The 16,783-nt window shown below is 69.1% G+C and carries 18 protein-coding genes; 6 read left to right on the plus strand and 12 right to left on the minus strand.

Translation table 11 applies throughout. The features are described from left to right. Positions 1-111 precede the first annotated feature (111 nt). The 5 genes from hpnK to ispH all read right to left on the minus strand — a co-directional run bounded on the left by hpnK (position 112) and on the right by ispH (position 5,971). Positions 112-960 (minus strand): hopanoid biosynthesis-associated protein HpnK, encoded by an 849-nt coding sequence (gene hpnK / locus AC6EI8_RS15495; RefSeq protein ID WP_226106266.1) that lies wholly within the window; start codon positions 958-960, stop codon positions 112-114. A gap of 107 nt (positions 961-1,067) precedes the next feature. Then, complete coding sequence (hpnJ, locus tag AC6EI8_RS15500; RefSeq protein WP_150083412.1) at positions 1,068-2,489, minus strand: hopanoid biosynthesis associated radical SAM protein HpnJ; 1,422 nt, start codon at positions 2,487-2,489, stop codon at positions 1,068-1,070. Then, positions 2,486-3,682, minus strand: a complete 1,197-nt coding sequence (gene hpnI / locus AC6EI8_RS15505; RefSeq protein WP_498382314.1) for a bacteriohopanetetrol glucosamine biosynthesis glycosyltransferase HpnI — start codon at positions 3,680-3,682, stop codon at positions 2,486-2,488. The genes hpnJ and hpnI overlap by 4 nt, the downstream gene beginning before the upstream one ends. A 6-nt stretch (positions 3,683-3,688) precedes the next feature. Beyond that, positions 3,689-4,969, minus strand: coding sequence for an adenosyl-hopene transferase HpnH (gene hpnH / locus AC6EI8_RS15510; protein WP_498382315.1), 1,281 nt, complete (start codon positions 4,967-4,969; stop codon positions 3,689-3,691). Positions 4,970-5,035: 66 nt separating this feature from the next. Then, complete coding sequence (gene ispH, locus AC6EI8_RS15515) at positions 5,036-5,971, minus strand: 4-hydroxy-3-methylbut-2-enyl diphosphate reductase (protein ID WP_498382316.1); 936 nt, start codon at positions 5,969-5,971, stop codon at positions 5,036-5,038. Positions 5,972-6,359: 388 nt separating this feature from the next. Here ispH and hpnA point away from each other — a divergent pair, with 388 nt between their 5' ends. Further along, entirely contained in the window at positions 6,360-7,361 is a 1,002-nt protein-coding gene (gene hpnA / locus AC6EI8_RS15520) for a hopanoid-associated sugar epimerase (protein ID WP_498382317.1), read from the plus strand. A gap of 138 nt (positions 7,362-7,499) precedes the next feature. Here hpnA and AC6EI8_RS15525 read toward each other — a convergent pair whose 3' ends face one another. Next, the gene (locus AC6EI8_RS15525; RefSeq protein ID WP_226105261.1) at positions 7,500-7,973 is read right to left on the minus strand and encodes a hypothetical protein; all 474 of its coding nucleotides are present in this window, start codon (positions 7,971-7,973) and stop codon (positions 7,500-7,502) included. A gap of 292 nt (positions 7,974-8,265) precedes the next feature. Here AC6EI8_RS15525 and AC6EI8_RS15530 point away from each other — a divergent pair, with 292 nt between their 5' ends. Further along, positions 8,266-8,604, plus strand: a complete 339-nt coding sequence (locus AC6EI8_RS15530; RefSeq protein ID WP_187829179.1) for a hypothetical protein — start codon at positions 8,266-8,268, stop codon at positions 8,602-8,604. A 72-nt stretch (positions 8,605-8,676) separates the two neighbouring features. On the opposite strand, the gene AC6EI8_RS15535 is transcribed toward AC6EI8_RS15530, so the two are convergent. Further along, complete coding sequence (locus AC6EI8_RS15535) at positions 8,677-9,273, minus strand: lipocalin family protein (RefSeq protein ID WP_498382318.1); 597 nt, start codon at positions 9,271-9,273, stop codon at positions 8,677-8,679. A 299-nt stretch (positions 9,274-9,572) separates the two neighbouring features. On the opposite strand from AC6EI8_RS15535, the gene mdtD reads away from it, so the two are divergent. Next, positions 9,573-11,021 carry a multidrug transporter subunit MdtD gene (mdtD, locus tag AC6EI8_RS15540; RefSeq protein WP_226105263.1) on the plus strand — a complete coding sequence of 483 codons (1,449 nt, stop codon included), beginning with the start codon at positions 9,573-9,575 and terminating at the stop codon, positions 11,019-11,021. 45 nt (positions 11,022-11,066) lie between these two features. Here mdtD and AC6EI8_RS15545 read toward each other — a convergent pair whose 3' ends face one another. Together AC6EI8_RS15545 and AC6EI8_RS15550 are read right to left on the minus strand one after the other, a co-directional pair. Next, on the minus strand, positions 11,067-11,369 hold the full coding sequence (locus AC6EI8_RS15545) for a hypothetical protein (protein ID WP_149318101.1): 303 nt from the start codon (positions 11,367-11,369) through the stop codon (positions 11,067-11,069). A 248-nt stretch (positions 11,370-11,617) separates the two neighbouring features. Continuing rightward, entirely contained in the window at positions 11,618-11,857 is a 240-nt protein-coding gene (locus AC6EI8_RS15550) for a hypothetical protein (protein ID WP_149318102.1), read from the minus strand. Positions 11,858-12,006: 149 nt separating this feature from the next. Here AC6EI8_RS15550 and AC6EI8_RS15555 point away from each other — a divergent pair, with 149 nt between their 5' ends. Beyond that, on the plus strand, positions 12,007-13,194 hold the full coding sequence (locus AC6EI8_RS15555; RefSeq protein WP_265634426.1) for an AGE family epimerase/isomerase: 1,188 nt from the start codon (positions 12,007-12,009) through the stop codon (positions 13,192-13,194). Positions 13,195-13,245: 51 nt separating this feature from the next. Here the strand turns inward: AC6EI8_RS15555 and AC6EI8_RS15560 are convergent, their stop codons facing one another. From AC6EI8_RS15560 to AC6EI8_RS15570, 3 genes are all read right to left on the minus strand, one after another. After that, on the minus strand, positions 13,246-13,635 hold the full coding sequence (locus AC6EI8_RS15560) for a hypothetical protein (protein ID WP_150083418.1): 390 nt from the start codon (positions 13,633-13,635) through the stop codon (positions 13,246-13,248). A 98-nt stretch (positions 13,636-13,733) separates the two neighbouring features. After that, entirely contained in the window at positions 13,734-14,465 is a 732-nt protein-coding gene (locus AC6EI8_RS15565) for an alpha/beta hydrolase (RefSeq protein WP_265635261.1), read from the minus strand. Positions 14,466-14,652: 187 nt separating this feature from the next. Next, positions 14,653-15,003 (minus strand): hypothetical protein, encoded by a 351-nt coding sequence (locus AC6EI8_RS15570; protein WP_265634423.1) that lies wholly within the window; start codon positions 15,001-15,003, stop codon positions 14,653-14,655. Between the two features lie 520 nt (positions 15,004-15,523). On the opposite strand from AC6EI8_RS15570, the gene AC6EI8_RS15575 reads away from it, so the two are divergent. Both AC6EI8_RS15575 and AC6EI8_RS15580 read left to right on the plus strand, forming a co-directional pair. After that, positions 15,524-15,940: a hypothetical protein gene (locus AC6EI8_RS15575; protein ID WP_498382319.1), complete on the plus strand. Its 417-nt coding sequence runs from the start codon at positions 15,524-15,526 to the stop codon at positions 15,938-15,940. Between the two features lie 291 nt (positions 15,941-16,231). Continuing rightward, the coding region (locus AC6EI8_RS15580) for a TetR/AcrR family transcriptional regulator (protein ID WP_498382321.1) at positions 16,232-16,783 on the plus strand (552 nt) is incomplete at its 3' end.

Raw genomic sequence — 16,783 nt, forward strand, 5'->3', positions numbered from 1 at the left:
GCGGCCAGCCGGCGCGGGCGACGGTGTTGGCGATCTGTCCCACGCCCTGATGCACGATCAGCGCGCCCAGCGCGATCAGCCCGATCAGGCCGGCCAGCAGTCCGAGCCGCTTCATCGCCGCCACCCCGGCGAGGCACAGGAGCCGTCGTCGCCGATGCGCGCGGGCAACTGATCGGCGAAGCCGCCGCGCCGCGGCGCCACCTGCTCCAGCGCGGTGCGTACGCGCGGCGACAGCAGCGCGGCCAGTTCGTCGGCATGGCGGTAGCCGCGCATCGACGGCGCGATCCGTTCGCCGGATTCCGTCGCCGGATGCAGATAGAGCTCGACCACGCCGGGCGGCAGCGTGCGCAAGGCGGCCAGCACGGCGTCCTCGTCCATCGCGCCGCTGCGGGCGATGCCGATCACATGGTCGTTGTGGGCGATGCCGGCGGCATCGAGGCGCCGGCGCAGCAGCGCGAGCCACGGGCGCAGCCACCATGGCGCGCCCGTCTCCCGCGGCAGCCGCATCGCGCGCAGGCCGTAATCGCGGCCGATCGCGAGGATCAGCGACAGCACGGTCGGATGCAGATGGAAATGCTTGTGCGTATTGACGTGATCGAGTGCCAGGCCGGTCGCGGCGAAGGCGGCGAACTGCGCGCGGATCTCCGCGGCCAGCTGGCGGCGCACCGCATCGGACAGGAAGAAGCGCAGGCCGTCGCGCGCCATCGCCGAGCCGAAGCGGCCCTCGGCGTCGACGAGGTCGGGAATGGCGGCCGGCGGCAGCACCGACGGACCGTCGGCCAGCACCAGATGCAGGCCCACGCGCAGCCGCGGCAGCCGGTGCGCGCGCGATACCGCATCGGCGGCGGCCGGTGCGCCGACCATCAGGCTGGCGGCGTCGAGCACGCCATGCCGGTGAGCCAGCTCGACTCCCTCGTTGACGGCCGGATGCAGGCCGAAGTCGTCGGCGGTCACGATCAGCGCGCGTGGCCGCGTACGGCCCGTCGCCGGCCCTGCGGCCGTGGTCGCGTCAGCGGTCGCCTTGGTGGTCGCGTTGACGGTCGCGGTGGTGGTCGGGATCGGCAGGATCACGCCTCGTGGGTATGCAGGAAGCGGAAGAATTCGACGCCTTCGCGCAGCCGGCGCCGCGTCATTTCCCAGCTGCCCATCATTTCGCGGGTGATCTCCCAGATCTTGGACGGCCGGAAGTAGAAGCGGCGGTAGAAGGTCTCGACGCCGTGATAGATCTCGTCGCGCGACAGATGCGGGTAACTGATCGCCGCCAGCTGCACGCCGCGGTCGTTGACCAGCGGGATCACCTTGTCGTCGGCCAGCCAGCCGTTGTCGAGCGCCTGCCGGTACAGCGCGGTGCCGGGGTAGGGCGCGGCCAGCGAGACCTGGATCGTATGCGGATTGATCTCCTGCGCGAAGGCGATGGTCTTCTCGATGGTCTCGCGCGTCTCGCCCGGCAGGCCGAGGATGAAGGTGCCGTGGATCGTGATGCCGAGCTTGCGGCAGTCCTCGGTGAAGCGCCGCGCGATATCGGTGCGCAGGCCCTTCCTGATGTTCAGCAGGATCTGGTCGTCGCCCGATTCATAGCCGACCAGCAGCAGGCGCAGGCCGTTGTCCTTCATGATCTTCAGCGTGCTGTAGGGGACGTTGGCCTTGGCATTGCACGACCATGTCACGCCCAGCTTGCCGAGCCCGCGCGCGATCTCCTCCACGCGCGGCTTGAAGTCGGTGAAGGTGTCGTCGTCGAACATGATCTCGCGCACCTCCGGCATATTGCGGCGGATCCATTCGACCTCGGCCAGCACGTTCTCCGGCGAGCGCACGCGGTAGCGATGGCCGCCGACCGTCTGCGGCCACAGGCAGAACGTGCAGCGCGAGCGGCAGCCGCGGCCGGTGTAGATCGATACATAGGGGTGCAGCAGATAGCCGATGAAGTAGTTGCGAATGTTCAGGTCGCGCCGGTAGACCGGGGCGACGAAGGGCAGCGCGTCCATGTCCTCGATCATCGGCCGCGGCGGGTTGTGTTCGATGGTGCCGTCGGCCGCCCGGTAGCTGAGCCCGGCGATCCGCGGCAGCGGGATGCCGGCGGCGACGTCGCGGCACGTGTAGTCGAATTCCTCGCGGCAGACGAAGTCGATCGCCTCGCTGGCGGCCAGCGTGCCGCCGGGATCGACCGCGGCCTTGGCGCCGACCATGCCGAGCCGGATGGTCGGATAGCTGGCCTTCAGCGCCTGCGCGAAACGCACGTCGGCCGGGAACGACGGCGTGCTGGTATGCACGATCACCAGTTCGTATTCGCTGGCGATGGCCAGCGTCTGTTCGAGGCTCAAGCCGTCGGCCGGCGCATCGAGCAGGCGGCTGCCGGGTACCAGCGCCGCCGGTTGCGCCAGCCAGGTCGGATACCAGAACGAGCGGATCTCGCGCCTGGCCTGATAGCGCGAGCCGGCGCCACCGTCGAAGCCGTCGAAGGAGGGCGCTTGCAGGAACAGGGTCTTCATCGGGTCCTCCGGGAGACGGAAGGGGGCTGCATGTCGGCGCGATCGTGGGAGCGGGGCGGGCTTGCGCCGACTGCCGCGCTCGCGACCCCATCGCGCGTCCATTGGATGGCAAGGCGCGTACCGCGCCAGCGCACCTGCCGGCCGGCCATCGCCACCGTCCATTCGAGCAGCAGCAGCGTATCGCGCAAGGGCGCGCGCAGCGCCGCGCCCGCATCGCGGCAACGCAGCGTCCGGGCCATCGCCCCGAGCACCGCCACGAGAGCGAGCGCGCGCGAGGACGCCAGCAGCAGCCCGATCACCAGCATCGGCCAGGTAAAGGTCAGGAAGACCAGGGCGAAGCCGGCGGGATCGAGCGCGCGCAGCGTACGCAGCCAGCGCAGTTCGTGAGACCACAGCGCGCGCGGCGTGGTTTCCGCGATATCGGTGCCGACCACGACCTCGGACAGCACGGTGCGCAGCCCTTGCCGGCGGGTCAGCTCGCCGAGCCAGTAGTCGTCGGCGAGCCGGTCGGCCAGGGCCGCGAAGCCGCCGATCCGCAGCAGCGCCTCGCGCCGCAACGCGATGGTCGCGCCGAAGCCGAAGCGCTGGCTGCCTCCCGCATGCGCGACGCGCACCGCGGGAACGAACCACTCGTCGATGAATTGCGCCCCCAGCCGCGCCCAGATGCCCCACAGCGGCCGGCCGCGATACAGGCAGGTCACGATGCCGACGCGCGGGTCGGCCAGCGGCGCCGTGACGCGCCGCAGATAGTCGGCACGCACCGCGATATCGCTGTCCGCGATCACCAGCCGCTCGTGGCGCGCCAGCGGCAGCATCGCCAGCAGGCTGGCGACCTTCGGGTTGACGGTCGGCAGCGCCGGCGCGGTCCGATGCGCGCCGATCGCCACGGCGATATCGCAGCCGGGGAACGCCCGACGCAAACGCTCGACCACGGCCAGCGCCGCATCGTCGGGCTCCCACACGCCGAACACCAGCTGGAAGCAGGGATGGCGCTGCCGGCAGAAGCTGGCGAGATTGCGGTACAGGCGCGGCTCGTCGCCGCACAGCGGCTTGAGTACCGTCACCGGTGCGAGGCCGTCATCGCCTTGTACGGCGGGTGCGGGCAGGGGACGGCGGCTGGCCCACCAGGCCGCCGCCGCATAGCCCGATGCCAGCACGGTCAGGACGCCGCCGGCCAGTCTGACCCAGTCCATGCGCGTTCAATGCAGCGCCGTGGCCCGCCGGTCCGGCTTCGGGGCGTGGATGGAACCGGCGGTGTCGGGGGCGTCGGCCGAACCGGCGGAATCCGCAGAATTCGCAGCAGAATCCGCAGAATCGGCGGTGGAATCGGCGGTGGAATCGGCGGTGGAATCGGCCGGGCCGGCGGCGCGGCGCCGGATCTGCTCGAGCTTGATCTCGACATGGCGCGAGAACACGTACTCGGCCGGCCGCTGGCCGTCCAGCGCAATATCGGGCGCCATCGGGCCGTCGGTGCGCACGCCGCGCAGCGCGACGCGCATCGCCTTCAGCGGATGCGCGACGGTATCGGCCACCGCGGTGGCCTCATAGCCGCTGTGCACCATGCAGTTGGCGCATTTCTCGTAGTTGCCGGTGCCATAAGCGTCCCAGTCGGTGTCCTCCATCAGCTCGCGAAACGTCGCCGCATAGCCTTCGCCGAGCAGATAGCACGGACGCTGCCAGCCGAATACCGTGCGCGCCGGATTGCCCCAGGGCGTGCAGCGGTAGGTCTGGTTGCCTGCAAGAAAATCGAGGAACAGCGTCGACTGGCTGAAGGCCCACTGCCGCCCGCGCCGGCCGCGCGCGAGGATGTCGCGGAACAACTGGCGCGTCTTGCCACGATGCAGGAAGTGCTGCTGGTCGGGCGCGCGCTCGTAGGCATAGCCGGGCGAGACGGTGATGCCGTCCACGCCCATCGCCTTGACCGAGTCGAAGAAACGGGCCACGCGCTCCGGGTCGGCATCGTTGAACAGCGTGCAGTTGATGTTGACGCGAAAGCCGCGCTGCTTGGCGGCGCGGATCGCGGCCACCGCGCGCGCGTAGACGCCGGGCTGGCAGACCGCGCGGTCGTGCATCTCGGGATCGCCGTCCAGATGCACGGACCAGACGAAGTAGGGGCTCGGCCGGTAGGCGTCGAGCTTCTTCTCCATCAGCAGCGCGTTGGTGCACAGGTAGACGAACTTGCGGCGCGCGACGATGCCTTCGACGATGGCCGGCATCTCCTTGTGCAGCAGCGGCTCGCCGCCGGCGATCGAGACCACCGGCGCCCCGCATTCGTCGACCGCCGCCAGGCACTCGTCGAGCGACAGGCGCTGGTTCAGGATGGGTTCGGGATAGTCGATCTTGCCGCAGCCGGCGCAGGCCAGATTGCAGCGGAACAGCGGCTCGAGCATCAGCGCGAGCGGATAGCGCTGGCGGCCGGCCAGCCGCTGGCGGACCACATAGGCGCCCACGCGGGCAACCTGGAGCAGGGGGATGGCCAAGGCGCGCTTCCTCCTTCGATGTGGGTGGATGGATGCCTGGGCGGGATCGCGCTTCGCCCGGCGGCTTCAGGCCACGGTGACGCCGGCCAGCTCGGCGGGCAGACGGAATTGCGCGGTTTCCTCGCGGCCTGTCATCGTGCTGACTTCGACCGGCCCCAGCCGGCGCAGCGCGGCCAGCACGTCCTCGACCATCGCTTCGGGCGCGGACGCCCCGGCCGTGATGCCGACCACGGCGGCATCGCGCACCCAGGCCGGGTCGAGCTCGCTGCCATCGGCGATCAGAAACGACGGCACGCCGCTCTCGGTACCGATCTCGCGCAGGCGGTTGGAATTCGAACTGTTGGGCGCGCCGATCACCAGCAGCACGTCGACCTGCGTGGCCAGCTCGCGCACCGCGCTCTGGCGATTCTGCGTGGCATAGCAGATGTCGCGCGTATCGGGTCCGACCAGATCGTGGAAGCGCCGTTCCAGCGCGGCGATGATGCCGCGTGTATCGTCGACGCTCAGCGTGGTCTGCGTGACATAGGCAAGCGGCGTGCCGGCGGCCAGATCGAGCTGCGCGACCTCGGCCTCGTTCTGCACGAGGATCACGCGGCCGGGGATCTGGCCCATCGTGCCGACTACCTCGGGATGGCCGGCATGGCCGATCAGGATGACGATGCGGCCGCTGGCCGCGTATTGCCTGCCCTGGTTATGGACCTTGATGACGAGCGGGCAGGTCGCGTCGATCGCATGCAGCTGGCGCGCTTGGGCTTCCCGCTCGACGCTGCGCGCGACGCCGTGCGCGCTGAAGATCGTGACCGCGTCGGCCGGCACCTCGTCGAGTTCCTCGACGAAACGCGCGCCCTTGTCGCGCAGGGTGTCGACCACATGGCGGTTGTGGACGATTTCGTGGCGTACGTAGACCGGCGCGCCGTGCTTGACCAGCGCGCGATCGACGATCTCGATCGCTCTTACCACGCCCGCGCAGAAGCCGCGCGGCTGAGCCAGAATCACCCGCATGGAGACGTTCCCCCTGGCAATACAACCTGGACACCGCGCCTTGACACCGGGCCCTTGACACCGGGCCCTTGACGCCGGGCCTTGACGCCGGGTCTTGACGCAGCGTTGCCGGCAAGCCGCCGTGGAGCCGGCGCCTTGTCCGGTGTGCGGGAAGCGCTTCCCGTCGCACGGTGGTTACTATATACCCGCGTCGGCGGCTTTGCCCGGCCGGCCCGGGGCAGGTCCGGCGGAGGTCCGGCGGAGGTCCGGCACGCGTCCGACACACGTCCGGCACAGTTGGAAGCAGGTTCGGCGCAGGTCTGGCACACCCAGGCAGTCCCGCCGGACGAAGCACCGCGCGACAGACCGTGCGAAAAGACAGCGCGCAGGACAGCACCATGGAGAGCCGATGGAAAGCATCGACGACGACATTCTGGTCACCGGGGCATCGGGCTTTCTCGGCTCCGCGGTGGCACGGCAAGGACTCGCGCGCGGCTGGCGCGTGCGCGTGCTGGTCCGCGCCGGCAGCCCGCGGGGCAATCTGGAGGGCCTGCCGGTGCGTATCGTCGAAGGCGATATGTGCGATCCGAAGGCGGTCGAGCGCGCGATGCGCGGGGTCCGCTATCTGTTCCATGTGGCGGCCGACTACCGGCTGTGGGCGCCCGAGCCCGAGGCCATCGTCCGCACCAATGTGGTCGGTGCCGAGACCATGATGGGCGCGGCCCGGCGCTGCGGCGTCGAGAAGGTCGTCTATACCAGCAGCGTCGCCACGCTGCGCGTGCAGGGCGCGACCGCGCCGGTCACCGAGACTGCCACGCTGTCGCCGCAGCAGGCGATCGGGGCCTACAAGCGCAGCAAGGTGCTGGCCGAGCGCGCCGTCGAGCGCGAGATCGCCGCGGGCCTGCCGGCCGTGATCGTCCAGCCTTCGACCCCGATCGGGCCGCGCGACATCCGGCCGACGCCGACCGGCCGGGTGATTGTCGAAGCGGCCAGCGGGCGCATTCCCGCCTTCGTCGATACCGGGCTCAATCTCGCGCATGTCGACGATGTGGCGGAAGGGCATTGGCTCGCGCTTGAACGCGGACGCATCGGCGAGCGCTATATCCTCGGCGGCGAGGACGTGCCGCTGCGGCAGATGCTGCGCGATATCGCCGAGCTGACCGGCCGCCGCGGCCCGCTGGTGCCGCTGCCGCGCTGGCCGCTGATCCCGCTCGCGTATCTGTCCGAGGCGATCGCGCGGCGGCGCGGCACCGAGCCGCTGCTGACGGTGGACGGGCTGGCGATGTCGCGCTACCGCATGTACTTCAGCTCGGACAAGGCGCGCGCGGAACTGGACTACCGGCCGCGGCCGTATCGGGAAGGGCTGCGCGATGCGGTGGAGTGGTTCCGTGGGGCGGGGTATCTGCGCTGATGGCCGAGACCGGGCGGGCGCGCAAATGCATCGGCGGCCCGCAGGCCGCCGATCGACAATCAACGCTCACGATCAACGCTGGATGTGGGCGGGCTTACCGAAGCAGTGACTTACCAACTCACTTGCCAACCCAGGGACTTACCAGCGCAGCTGCTTGTTGCGCTGGCCCGCGCTCAGCGTGGTGCGCTTGGTGTTGCCCTGATAGTCCGCGGTGACCTGGTAGGTGCCCTTCGGACCCTTGATCAGGCAGCGCGGTCCGGTGGAGCGGAAGTTCGCGACCTGCTTGCCGCCGCGCGACAGCGTGATATCGACATCGGACAGATATTCGCCGCGCGGGCCTTCGGTCATCAGCAGGCCCATGTCGTAGTTGCGGGCCTCGGCGCGCATCGCTTGTTGCTCGTCTTCGGCGACGCCGCCGCACACATAGGTAAAGGGCCCCGCGGTCTGCGGCGTCAGGTCCGCGGCCAGGGCCGGGACGCTCAGGGCCAGCGCACCGAGCGCGGCGGCGCCGAGCCCGGCAAGGCGGCGGGAAAGACGAGACTGGCGGGGAGGATCGAAACGGCCGGAATGGCCAGGGCAGGACGATTCGGATGCAAGAGTCAGTGTCTTCATCGATGTTCTCCTGTGACGGGGATAGCAGTTTGACGATGCGAATGCCGGGTTTGTTCTCGCCTTGCCGGCAATGTGCCGAAGCCTTTTCCGCTTTCTTGCCGATCTCGCAAGAGTCGGCGGGCCTGCGCGGCCCCTGCGAGACGGGCACGAGGCCCTCAGGACCCCTCGGGGGCCGCGGGGACGCGCCTGCAGCCGTAATACAGCGTCACAAATGCAACAGTTCGCGCGGCCAATATTACGGCGCCGCCGCATACAGTACGGCCATGTTCAACGGCTCCTCAGGGGGACAACCATGAAACGGATTCTCGCAATGGTCGCTGTGGGCGGTGCCATGCTGGCAGCCAGCGCCGCGGCGCATGCCGGGGTGGACATCCATATCGGCGTCGGCGTGCCCGGCGTGGTGGTGGCGCCGGCACCGGTCTACCGGCCGGCTCCGGTCTATGCCCCGGCGCCCGTCTATGCGCCGGCCCCGGTGGCCTACGCCCCCGCGCCCGTGGTGGTGGCGCCGCGCCCGGTGGTGGTCGCTCCCGCGCCCGTCCGTTACGGCCCGCCGTATGGCTATGCGCGCGGCTGGCACCGCCACGACGGCTATCGCGAGGCGCGCTGGCGCGATCATCGCCACTGGCACTGAGCCGGGGCCGGGCCTTGCCGTACCGGCTTGAGGGACATCATCCGCCTTGGCCGCTTCGGCGGCCCGGCCTCCTCAGGCCGGCGCGGCGGGCGCCGGCGCCTCCTGCAGTATTGCGTGTTCGGTCATGCGCAGCGCGTCGACGCCGTAGCCCAGCTCCGCGACCCGATGCAGCAATTGCGAGCGCAGCGCCGGCTCGGGATCGCGCGCCCGCGTCAGGATCCACAGGTAGCGCCCTGACGGCTCGCCCACGATCGACCAGCTGTAGTCCTCGGCGTGGTCCAGGATCCAGTAGTCGCCGACGTAGAACGGTCCGAAGAACGACACCTTGAACTTGGCGTTGCGGCTGTCCGGCACGACGCGCGCCTTGCCGCGCGAGATGCGGGGCTTGCCGGTCGCGTCGCGGCCGGCGCGGTTGACGATGTCGATCAGCCCGTCCGGCCGCAGGCTGTACTCCGCGGTGACCGCGTCGGCGCCCTGCTCGAAGTGGTTGTCGTAGCGCGCCATCTCGTACCAGCGGCCCAGGTAGGGGTCCAGTTCCACGTCCTTGTCCGGCTCGGGCACATGCGGATTGCGCACGGGTTCGCGCGAGCGCGCGGCCAGCAGCAGTGCCGCACCGACGCTGGCGACGCCGGCGAGCGTGGCCAGCGTGGTCATGCGAGCCTTGTTCATGTCTGCCTCCTCGGGATGCCGTCGGGCCAGGTGTTTGGCCAGTTATCGGCCAGTCTAGGCAGCGATGAAGGCGGGCGGCATCGGTCCGCGTCCTACGCGCCAGAGCCTATGCAGCCCGACCTATGCAGCCCGACCTATGCGGCCAGACCGATGCGGCCAGACCTATGCGGCCAGACCGATGCGGCCAGACCGATGCGCCGGGACCCATGCGTCCGAACGGGCCGGCTCCCGGTCTTGTCGTATCGCGATGATGTGGCGTATCGTGCCGTATTGATTTGTCTCCATGGATTGACAGCCGCATGACGCCCACCCCGGACAGCGACGCGCGCACGCGCAAGGTGATGTTGTGGGTCGTCGCGGTCGGCTTCTTCATGCAGACGCTGGACAGCACCATCGTCAATACCGCGCTGCCCGCGATGGCGGCCAGCCTCGGCGAAAGTCCGCTGCGGATGCAGTCCGTGATCATCGCGTATTCGCTGACGATGGCCGTGATCATCCCGGCGTCGGGCTGGCTGGCCGACCGCTTCGGCACGCGGCGGATCTTCCAGCTGGCGATCGCGCTGTTCGTGCTCGGATCGCTGCTGTGCGCCTATGCGCAGAGCCTGCCCTTCCTGGTCGCGGCGCGCGTGGTGCAGGGCGTCGGCGGCGCGATGCTGCTGCCGGTCGGGCGGCTGGCGGTGCTGCGGACTTTTCCGCGCGAGCAGTTCCTGCAGGCGCTGAGCTTCGTCGCGATTCCCGGCATGATCGGGCCGCTGATCGGGCCGACGCTGGGCGGCTGGTTGACCCAGGCGCTGTCGTGGCACTGGATCTTCCTGATCAACGTGCCGGTCGGGCTGCTCGGTGGCCTGGCCACGCTGCGCTACATGCCGAACAGCCGTCTGCCCGAGACGGGCCGTTTCGACGTCGCCGGTTACGCCTTCCTCGCCACCGCAATGGTGACGATCTCGTTCGCGCTCGACGGCCTGGCCGACTTCGGCTTCGAGCACGCCACCGTGCTGATGCTGCTGATCGCGAGCCTGGCCGCGCTGACCGCCTATGCCCTGCACGCGGCGCGGCGCACGCAGCCGCTGTTTCCGCTGACGCTGTTCCGCATCCACAGCTTCAGCGTGGGCCTGCTCGGCAATCTGTTCGCGCGCATCGGCAATGGCGCGATGCCGTTCCTGATCCCGCTGACGCTGCAGGTGTGCCTGGGCTATTCGCCGCTGTACGCGGGCCTGATGATGTTGCCCGTCACCGCGGCCGGCATGCTGTCCAAGCGGCTGGCGACCCGCCTGATCGAGCGGCACGGCTATCGCCGGGTGCTGGTGACCAATACCTTCGTGGTCGGGCTGGTGATCGCCTCGTTCGGGCTGATTTCGCCGACCTTGCCGCTGCCCCTGGTGCTGTGCCAGCTGGCGCTGTTCGGCGCCGTCAATTCGATCCAGTTCACCGCGATGAATACAGTCACGCTGAAGGATCTCGGCGGTGCCAGCGCCAGCGGCGGCAACAGCCTGCTGTCGATGGTGCAGATGCTGGCGATGAGCCTGGCGGTCACGTCCGCCGGCGCCTTGCTGGGGACCTTCAACCGCGTCTTGCAGGAGCATGCGCAGGCCGGGCCGCTGCCGGCGTTCCATGCGACCTTCGTCTGCGTGGGGCTGATTACGTCGGCGTCGGCCTGGATCTTCATGCAGCTGACGCCCGAGGACGATACCGGGACGGGCCAGGCCACCAGGGAAACGCGCGAGACGGCGGAAGCGGCGGAGGTCTGAGGCCGCGGACCGGCCAGGAACGGCGCCGGGTTCGTCCGCCGCCGTTCAGGATTGGCGCGCCTGCGCGGGGAGATGCGCGCGGCGGATGTTGGGCGCGCAGGGCGGGATGTCGTGATGCCACTCGCGCGGGATGTCGGGCTCGACATCGAACTCGTTGCGCACGATGGTTTCGATCGCGGTACAGACGCCCACCGTGCCCTTCGGCCCCACGCAGACCAGGCTGCGCGGACGCTCGGCATCGCGCGGTACCGCATACACGTGCATGCCCTCGCGATACAGCGGATGGCTCGGCAGCCGCGCATTGACCATCTCGACAAAGCGGCGCGGACTGATCACTGGCTTTTCCATGGCGGTCTCCCTGCGAGCGGAACAGCCTCTCTTGCCGGTGCGCCGTGGCGCCGGTGGCGAGTGGGGTTCTCCCGTCGTGGTGAGAGTCGGTCGGATCGGGTCCAGTGAGACGCCGACGGCGTCTGCGCCCTGCCGGCAAGGTGCCGTCAAGCCAGGTTGCGAGCGCGCAGCAGACCCGTGCCGGGCGAAAGGCCCGACGCCTTCAGGGTAGTGCATATCGGCCGGCGTGCAAGCGCCGGCGCCCGGACTCAGTGCTCCGTGGCGATGCGGGGACCGTTCAGCAGCCGGTTGCATTCGGCCCAGCCGGCCGCTTGCGCCTCCGCCTGCGTGGGCCACTCGGCGTGGGCCTCGATGATGCAGTCGCAGTCGGCGCTGCCGCAGTGTTCCTCGAGCACCATCTGCCAGGTGTAGGCCTGCGGCTGCAGCTCGATCACGTGCAGCACCACGGTGCGGTGCTGGTCCGACAGGGACAGGGATGTGTTCGGCATGGCGGGTTCCCCTTGCTACCTCGATTCATCCTAGCAGTTGGACGCGGGGATTTCGGGCCGGTGGCACAGTGAGGACGCCGCTTTTGTTTCGTGGGCATTTACAGTATCTTCTGCGCTTGCCCGTGCCCGCCGCCGATCCCTCTGCCTCGATGAGCCGCATTTCTTCCTCTGCCGCCGCTTCCTCCGCCACTTCCTCCGCCGCTTCCTCCGCCGCTTCCGCCACCCCCTCCGGCGGGACCGCCCGAGGCCTTGGCGATGGCATCGCCGCGCTGCTGGCGCACTACGACACCACCGTGTTGCCGCTGTGGACCGGCGCCGGCTGGCACGAATCCATCGGGCTGCCCTACGAGGCCCTGGCGGGGCGCGATGCCAGCCCGCTGCCGGTGCAACGCTTTCGGGCGATGGCCTGCGCGCGGCAGCTCTACGTGTTTTCGCGGCAGCCGGGCGGCCTCGCCCACGCCGATACGCTGTTCGCCGCGCTGCGCCGCCGGTTCGCCGATCCGGAAGGGGGCTGGTACTACAGCATCGACGCCGACGGCGCGCCGCTCGATACCGGCAAGGACCTGTACACGCACGCCTTCGTCGTGTTCGCCTGCGCCGCGTACTGGCGCCGCAGCGGCAATGCGGATGCCCGCGACGTGCTGGACGGCACGGTGGCGCTGATCGAGGCGAAATTCGGCATTCCGGACGGCCTGTACCACGCCGCGCTGGCGCGCGACTTCACCGTCGAGCGCGAGGCGGTACTGCAGAACCCGGTGATGCATCTGACCGAGGCCTATCTGGCCGCGCACGAGGCCACCGGGGACCAGTGGTACGCGCAGCGGCTGCGGGAGATCGCGCAGCGAGTCCAGCGCACCTTCGTCGATCCGGCGAATGGCTGCATCGCCGAGTTGCCGCTGGGCGCGGCCGACAACCGGATCGAGCCGGGCCACCAGTTCGAGTGGTATTCGCTGCTGGCAATGGCGCCGTCGGTGTTCGGCGCGTGCGAACTGGCCGAGTCGCTGACGCGCGGCTGTGCCTTCGCGCAGCGGCATGGGGTGGCACCTGGCACGCAGGGCGTAGCCGCGGCGCTCGACGCGGACGGACGCATCATCGATGCGACCCAGCGCATCTGGGCGCAGACCGAATACGCCCGCGCGCTGGCACTGCGCGGCGACGGCGAGGGCCGGGCCGCGCTGGCCCAGTGGCTGGCCGCCTTCCCCGGCCGTTTCCTGCATGCACGCGGCTGGCACGAATGCATCGGCCCGGACGATGCGGTGCTGCGCGACGAGATGCCCTCGACCACGCCGTACCATCTGGCCACCGCCTACGAGGCGCTGCGCAAGCTCGCCGATTGAACCCCGTGCTGCCCGTGCTGCCCGTGGTTTCCGTGCAGTAACGCGGCCCGCTCAGTCCTGCACGCCGTTCTCGCGCAGCAGCCGCTCGCACTCGTCGAGCATGTCGTGCGCGAAGGCAGACTGATAGTTCGGGTCCAGCGATTCCATCATTTCATGCGCGGCGTAGAGGCCCGCCGAGCGCGACAGCGTTTCCGCCAGTTGGCGTGCGAGCTGGTCGCTCAGTTCCGACAGCAGCCGGCGCTCGCTCAGCGCCAGTTGCAGGCGCGAGCGCGACAGCCATTGGGCGGCCAGCGTGGCGGCCTGAGCGTCGGTCATCCATTTGCCGTGCTCGTAGTAGGCCGACAGGCGTTCGGCGGCCAGCGCGAACAGCAGCGCCTTGCGCGTATCGAAGTCGAGCAGGGGAGCGGAGGGAGCAGGGGGACGCGGGGGAATCGCTGACATCGGAAACGAATCGGATTGGCACGTGCGGGCAGACGCGACGGACGCGACGGACGCGACCGCCCAGCGGAAATGGCGCAGTCAGGCCATGGTGGACGGCATCAAGCCGCCGAACCGGCCCCGGCCGCGGCGAGGCGCTGGCCGAGCCAGACGCCGATGTCGGCGATCTCCTCGAGGCAGACCGAATGCGGCATCGGATAGGTCTGCCACGTCAGCGGATAGCCGCGTTGCTGCAGCAGGTCGCGCGCCTGCGTGCCGAGCGCGAGCGGCACGACGTCGTCCTGCGCGCCGTGCGCGGCGAAGATCGGCGTCGCGGCGTTGCCCGGCGCGGCCTCGGCGTCGAGCAGCGTGGGCGAGGCCAGATAGGTGGACAGCGCGATGATCCCGGCCAGCGGCTCGGGATGGGTCAGTCCGGCCAGATACGCCATCGCGCCGCCCTGCGAGAAGCCCGCCAGCACGATGTGCGAACTCGGGATGCCGCGCGCGTTCTCGCGGGCGATCAGCGCGCGGATCGTGTCGCGCGACGCGCGGATGCCGCTCTCGTCGGCATGGCGGCGCGCATCGTTGAGCGAAACGATGTCGTACCAGGCGCGCATGATATAGCCGCCGTTGCAGGTCACCGGAATCAGCGGCGCGTGCGGGAAGATGAAGCGCACCGCTGCGTCGGACGGCAGGCCGAGTTCTGGCACCACCGGCACGAAATCGCCGCCGTCGGCGCCCAGGCCATGCATCCAGATCACGGCAAAGCGTGGCTGCGGCGCGGTTTCGATTTCGATCGGGGCGTCGGCGGAGGATTCGGCGGCGGATTGAGCGGCGTGGAAGGCTTCGGTCATGGCAAGGCGCGGGGTCGACGGCGCGCTGGGGAAGGACTGGACGGCATCGGCAAGGATGGCGTGCGCATCCTCAGGGATCGCCGGCATCCGCGCTTTGCAAATGCAACGGCGCCGGGCAGCGCGGCTGCGCAGTATCGCACAGAAGCGGCGCGCGCCCGCCGCGGGGCGCGCCGCCGACAGCAAGGGATCAGGCCGCGGACGGCACGATCGGCACGGTGCTCAGGCCAGGCGCGATGCGCGAGGGCTGCGTGGCGGTCTGCGACGGAACGGGCACGGTGTGCGAGGCGGCGGCCTCGGTCCGATCGGCCTGTTCGGCAGCCGCGGCTTCGCTTGCGCGGCGTTTGTCGACGACCTGTTCGACTCCGGCGGTGGCGACCTCTTCCAGGAAGCCGACCATGTCGCGGTAGTAGTCGACCTGCATCTGCGCCTCCAGCAGGCGCCGCTCGGCCTGGAACAGCGCGAGCCGCATGTCCTGCAACTCCTTGGCGGCGATCTTTTCCGGGCTGGGCGCAATGAACAGTGATGCAAGCGAACGCATGGCGGTGTACCTCCCGTACTGGATTCGATGATCCTTGTGGTCGAAAAACCTCTCAGGCCATGCGATCCAATATAGACGCCAATGCACCTCGGCCATGTGCGGCGCACCGCATCCGTCGCGGATCGCCCACAACCACGCGCCATGACGGATTGTCGGATCGCGGCGGGGCAGGGTAGATTGTCCGATGTGCCGCACCTTGGCACGCCGATTTATGAACTTGGCTTCACGTGGCGCTTCGGGGATGCGGGTCGTATCCGGGGAGCCTTAATATTTTCCTTGACTATCTATCTATCGGTAGATAACATGCAGGACATGGAACCCGCAGTGCGTTGACGAAATCGACGGACTCCTGGTCCACCAGCATTACCGAGCCGCCGAGGCTATTTTTTTGACAGAGGTTATCTATCTACGAGTAGATACTGATGCCGGAAAAAGCGCCGATGCACCCGTTGCCAGGGCGGACGCAGGAATCAAGGGACTATCACCTGCCTGCGCGCCCACCGAAGCCAGGAGAACCATCATGCAAGCCAAGTTCGCCAAGACCCTGATTGCCATCGCCACCGTCGCCGCCGCTACCGTTGCCGGCCAGGCTGCCGCCGCCAGCGCGGGCGGCGTGCCGGCCGATCGCTACGGCTACGAACTGCGTACCGGCAAGTTCGACCCGTACAGCGAGGGCGCGCGCACGGGCAAGTTCGACGTCTACAGCGAGGGCGCCCGCGCCGGCAAGTTCGACGTCTACAGCGAAGGCGCGCGTGCCGGCAAGTTCGATCCGTTCACCGAAGGCGCCCGCGTCGGCAAAACCGATCCGTTCACCGACAGCTTCCGCAGCGCCGGCCTGGATCGCAGCGGCGTGTCCGCCTCGCCGTCGCGCCGCTTCGATTCGTACACCGACGGCGCGCGCAGCGTGGACACCTACACCGACGGCGCCCACGCCTGACGGGAGCGGCGGGGCAACCCGCCGCGCGCTCATCGTGGCCGGGCCGCCAGCACCGCGGCTTGGCTTGTTTTCAGGAGTCGATCATGGGAATTCGCGACAGTGTTCTGATTGTGTCCGGTTGGCTGTTGCTCTGCGGAGCAAGTGGTTGGCTCGTCACGGCGATCGCGCAAGTGTTGCCCGCTTGATGCCGGGCAATGGCTCGCATCTTGCATGACGCTTGACGGCAGGCATGCCGGCAATCCGGGGCTATCCCTCATTGCTAACCTATCTGTTGGTAGATAAAGTGGCGTCATGAAAGCGCAATCCGTCCGCGAGCAACTGCTCGACCACACCTTCGCCTTGATCCGCCGGCGCGGTTTCAATGGGTTCAGCTATCGCGACCTCGCCGACCTGGTCGGCGTCAAGACGTCCAGCATCCACTATTACTTCCCGTGCAAGGAAGACCTGGCGCTGGAAGCGACCAGGCAATACACGGCCCGGATCGCCGAAGAACTGAGCCATATCGACCCGGCGCTGAGCCCGCTCGAACGCGCCGAGCTCTACCTGAATGGCTGGCGCCGCAAGCTCGATCCGGACCAGATCTGCATGTGCGGCATGCTGGCGACCGAAACCGAGTGCCTGCCGGAAGCGGTTCATGCGGTGCTGAAGGACTTCTTCCTGCTGCACGAGCGCCTGTTGACCGGCATGATCGAACAGGCCCGTGCCGAAGGCGCACCGGCCCAGCCGATCCCGGCCGCCGAACTGGCGATGGTGATCTTCGGCGCGCTGCAGAGCGGCCTGATCTCGGCACGCCTGTTCCGCTCGCCCGAGCGCTGGGAAGCCGCGGCGCAGATGCTGCTGGCC

It is taken from the genome of Cupriavidus sp. R6-3 (genome assembly GCF_059772245.1).

Coding starts and splice junctions, on each gene's coding strand:
- hpnJ (WP_150083412.1), bottom strand. CDS start 2,489: ATGAAGACCCTGTTCCTGCAAGCGCCCTCCTTCGACGGCTTCGACGGT.
- hpnI (WP_498382314.1), bottom strand. CDS start 3,682: ATGGACTGGGTCAGACTGGCCGGCGGCGTCCTGACCGTGCTGGCATCG.
- ispH (WP_498382316.1), bottom strand. CDS start 5,971: ATGCGGGTGATTCTGGCTCAGCCGCGCGGCTTCTGCGCGGGCGTGGTA.
- hpnA (WP_498382317.1), top strand. CDS start 6,360: ATGGAAAGCATCGACGACGACATTCTGGTCACCGGGGCATCGGGCTTT.
- AC6EI8_RS15525 (WP_226105261.1), bottom strand. CDS start 7,973: ATGAAGACACTGACTCTTGCATCCGAATCGTCCTGCCCTGGCCATTCC.
- AC6EI8_RS15530 (WP_187829179.1), top strand. CDS start 8,266: ATGAAACGGATTCTCGCAATGGTCGCTGTGGGCGGTGCCATGCTGGCA.
- AC6EI8_RS15535 (WP_498382318.1), bottom strand. CDS start 9,273: ATGAACAAGGCTCGCATGACCACGCTGGCCACGCTCGCCGGCGTCGCC.
- mdtD (WP_226105263.1), top strand. CDS start 9,573: ATGACGCCCACCCCGGACAGCGACGCGCGCACGCGCAAGGTGATGTTG.
- AC6EI8_RS15545 (WP_149318101.1), bottom strand. CDS start 11,369: ATGGAAAAGCCAGTGATCAGTCCGCGCCGCTTTGTCGAGATGGTCAAT.
- AC6EI8_RS15550 (WP_149318102.1), bottom strand. CDS start 11,857: ATGCCGAACACATCCCTGTCCCTGTCGGACCAGCACCGCACCGTGGTG.
- AC6EI8_RS15555 (WP_265634426.1), top strand. CDS start 12,007: ATGAGCCGCATTTCTTCCTCTGCCGCCGCTTCCTCCGCCACTTCCTCC.
- AC6EI8_RS15560 (WP_150083418.1), bottom strand. CDS start 13,635: ATGTCAGCGATTCCCCCGCGTCCCCCTGCTCCCTCCGCTCCCCTGCTC.
- AC6EI8_RS15565 (WP_265635261.1), bottom strand. CDS start 14,465: ATGACCGAAGCCTTCCACGCCGCTCAATCCGCCGCCGAATCCTCCGCC.
- AC6EI8_RS15570 (WP_265634423.1), bottom strand. CDS start 15,003: ATGCGTTCGCTTGCATCACTGTTCATTGCGCCCAGCCCGGAAAAGATC.
- AC6EI8_RS15575 (WP_498382319.1), top strand. CDS start 15,524: ATGCAAGCCAAGTTCGCCAAGACCCTGATTGCCATCGCCACCGTCGCC.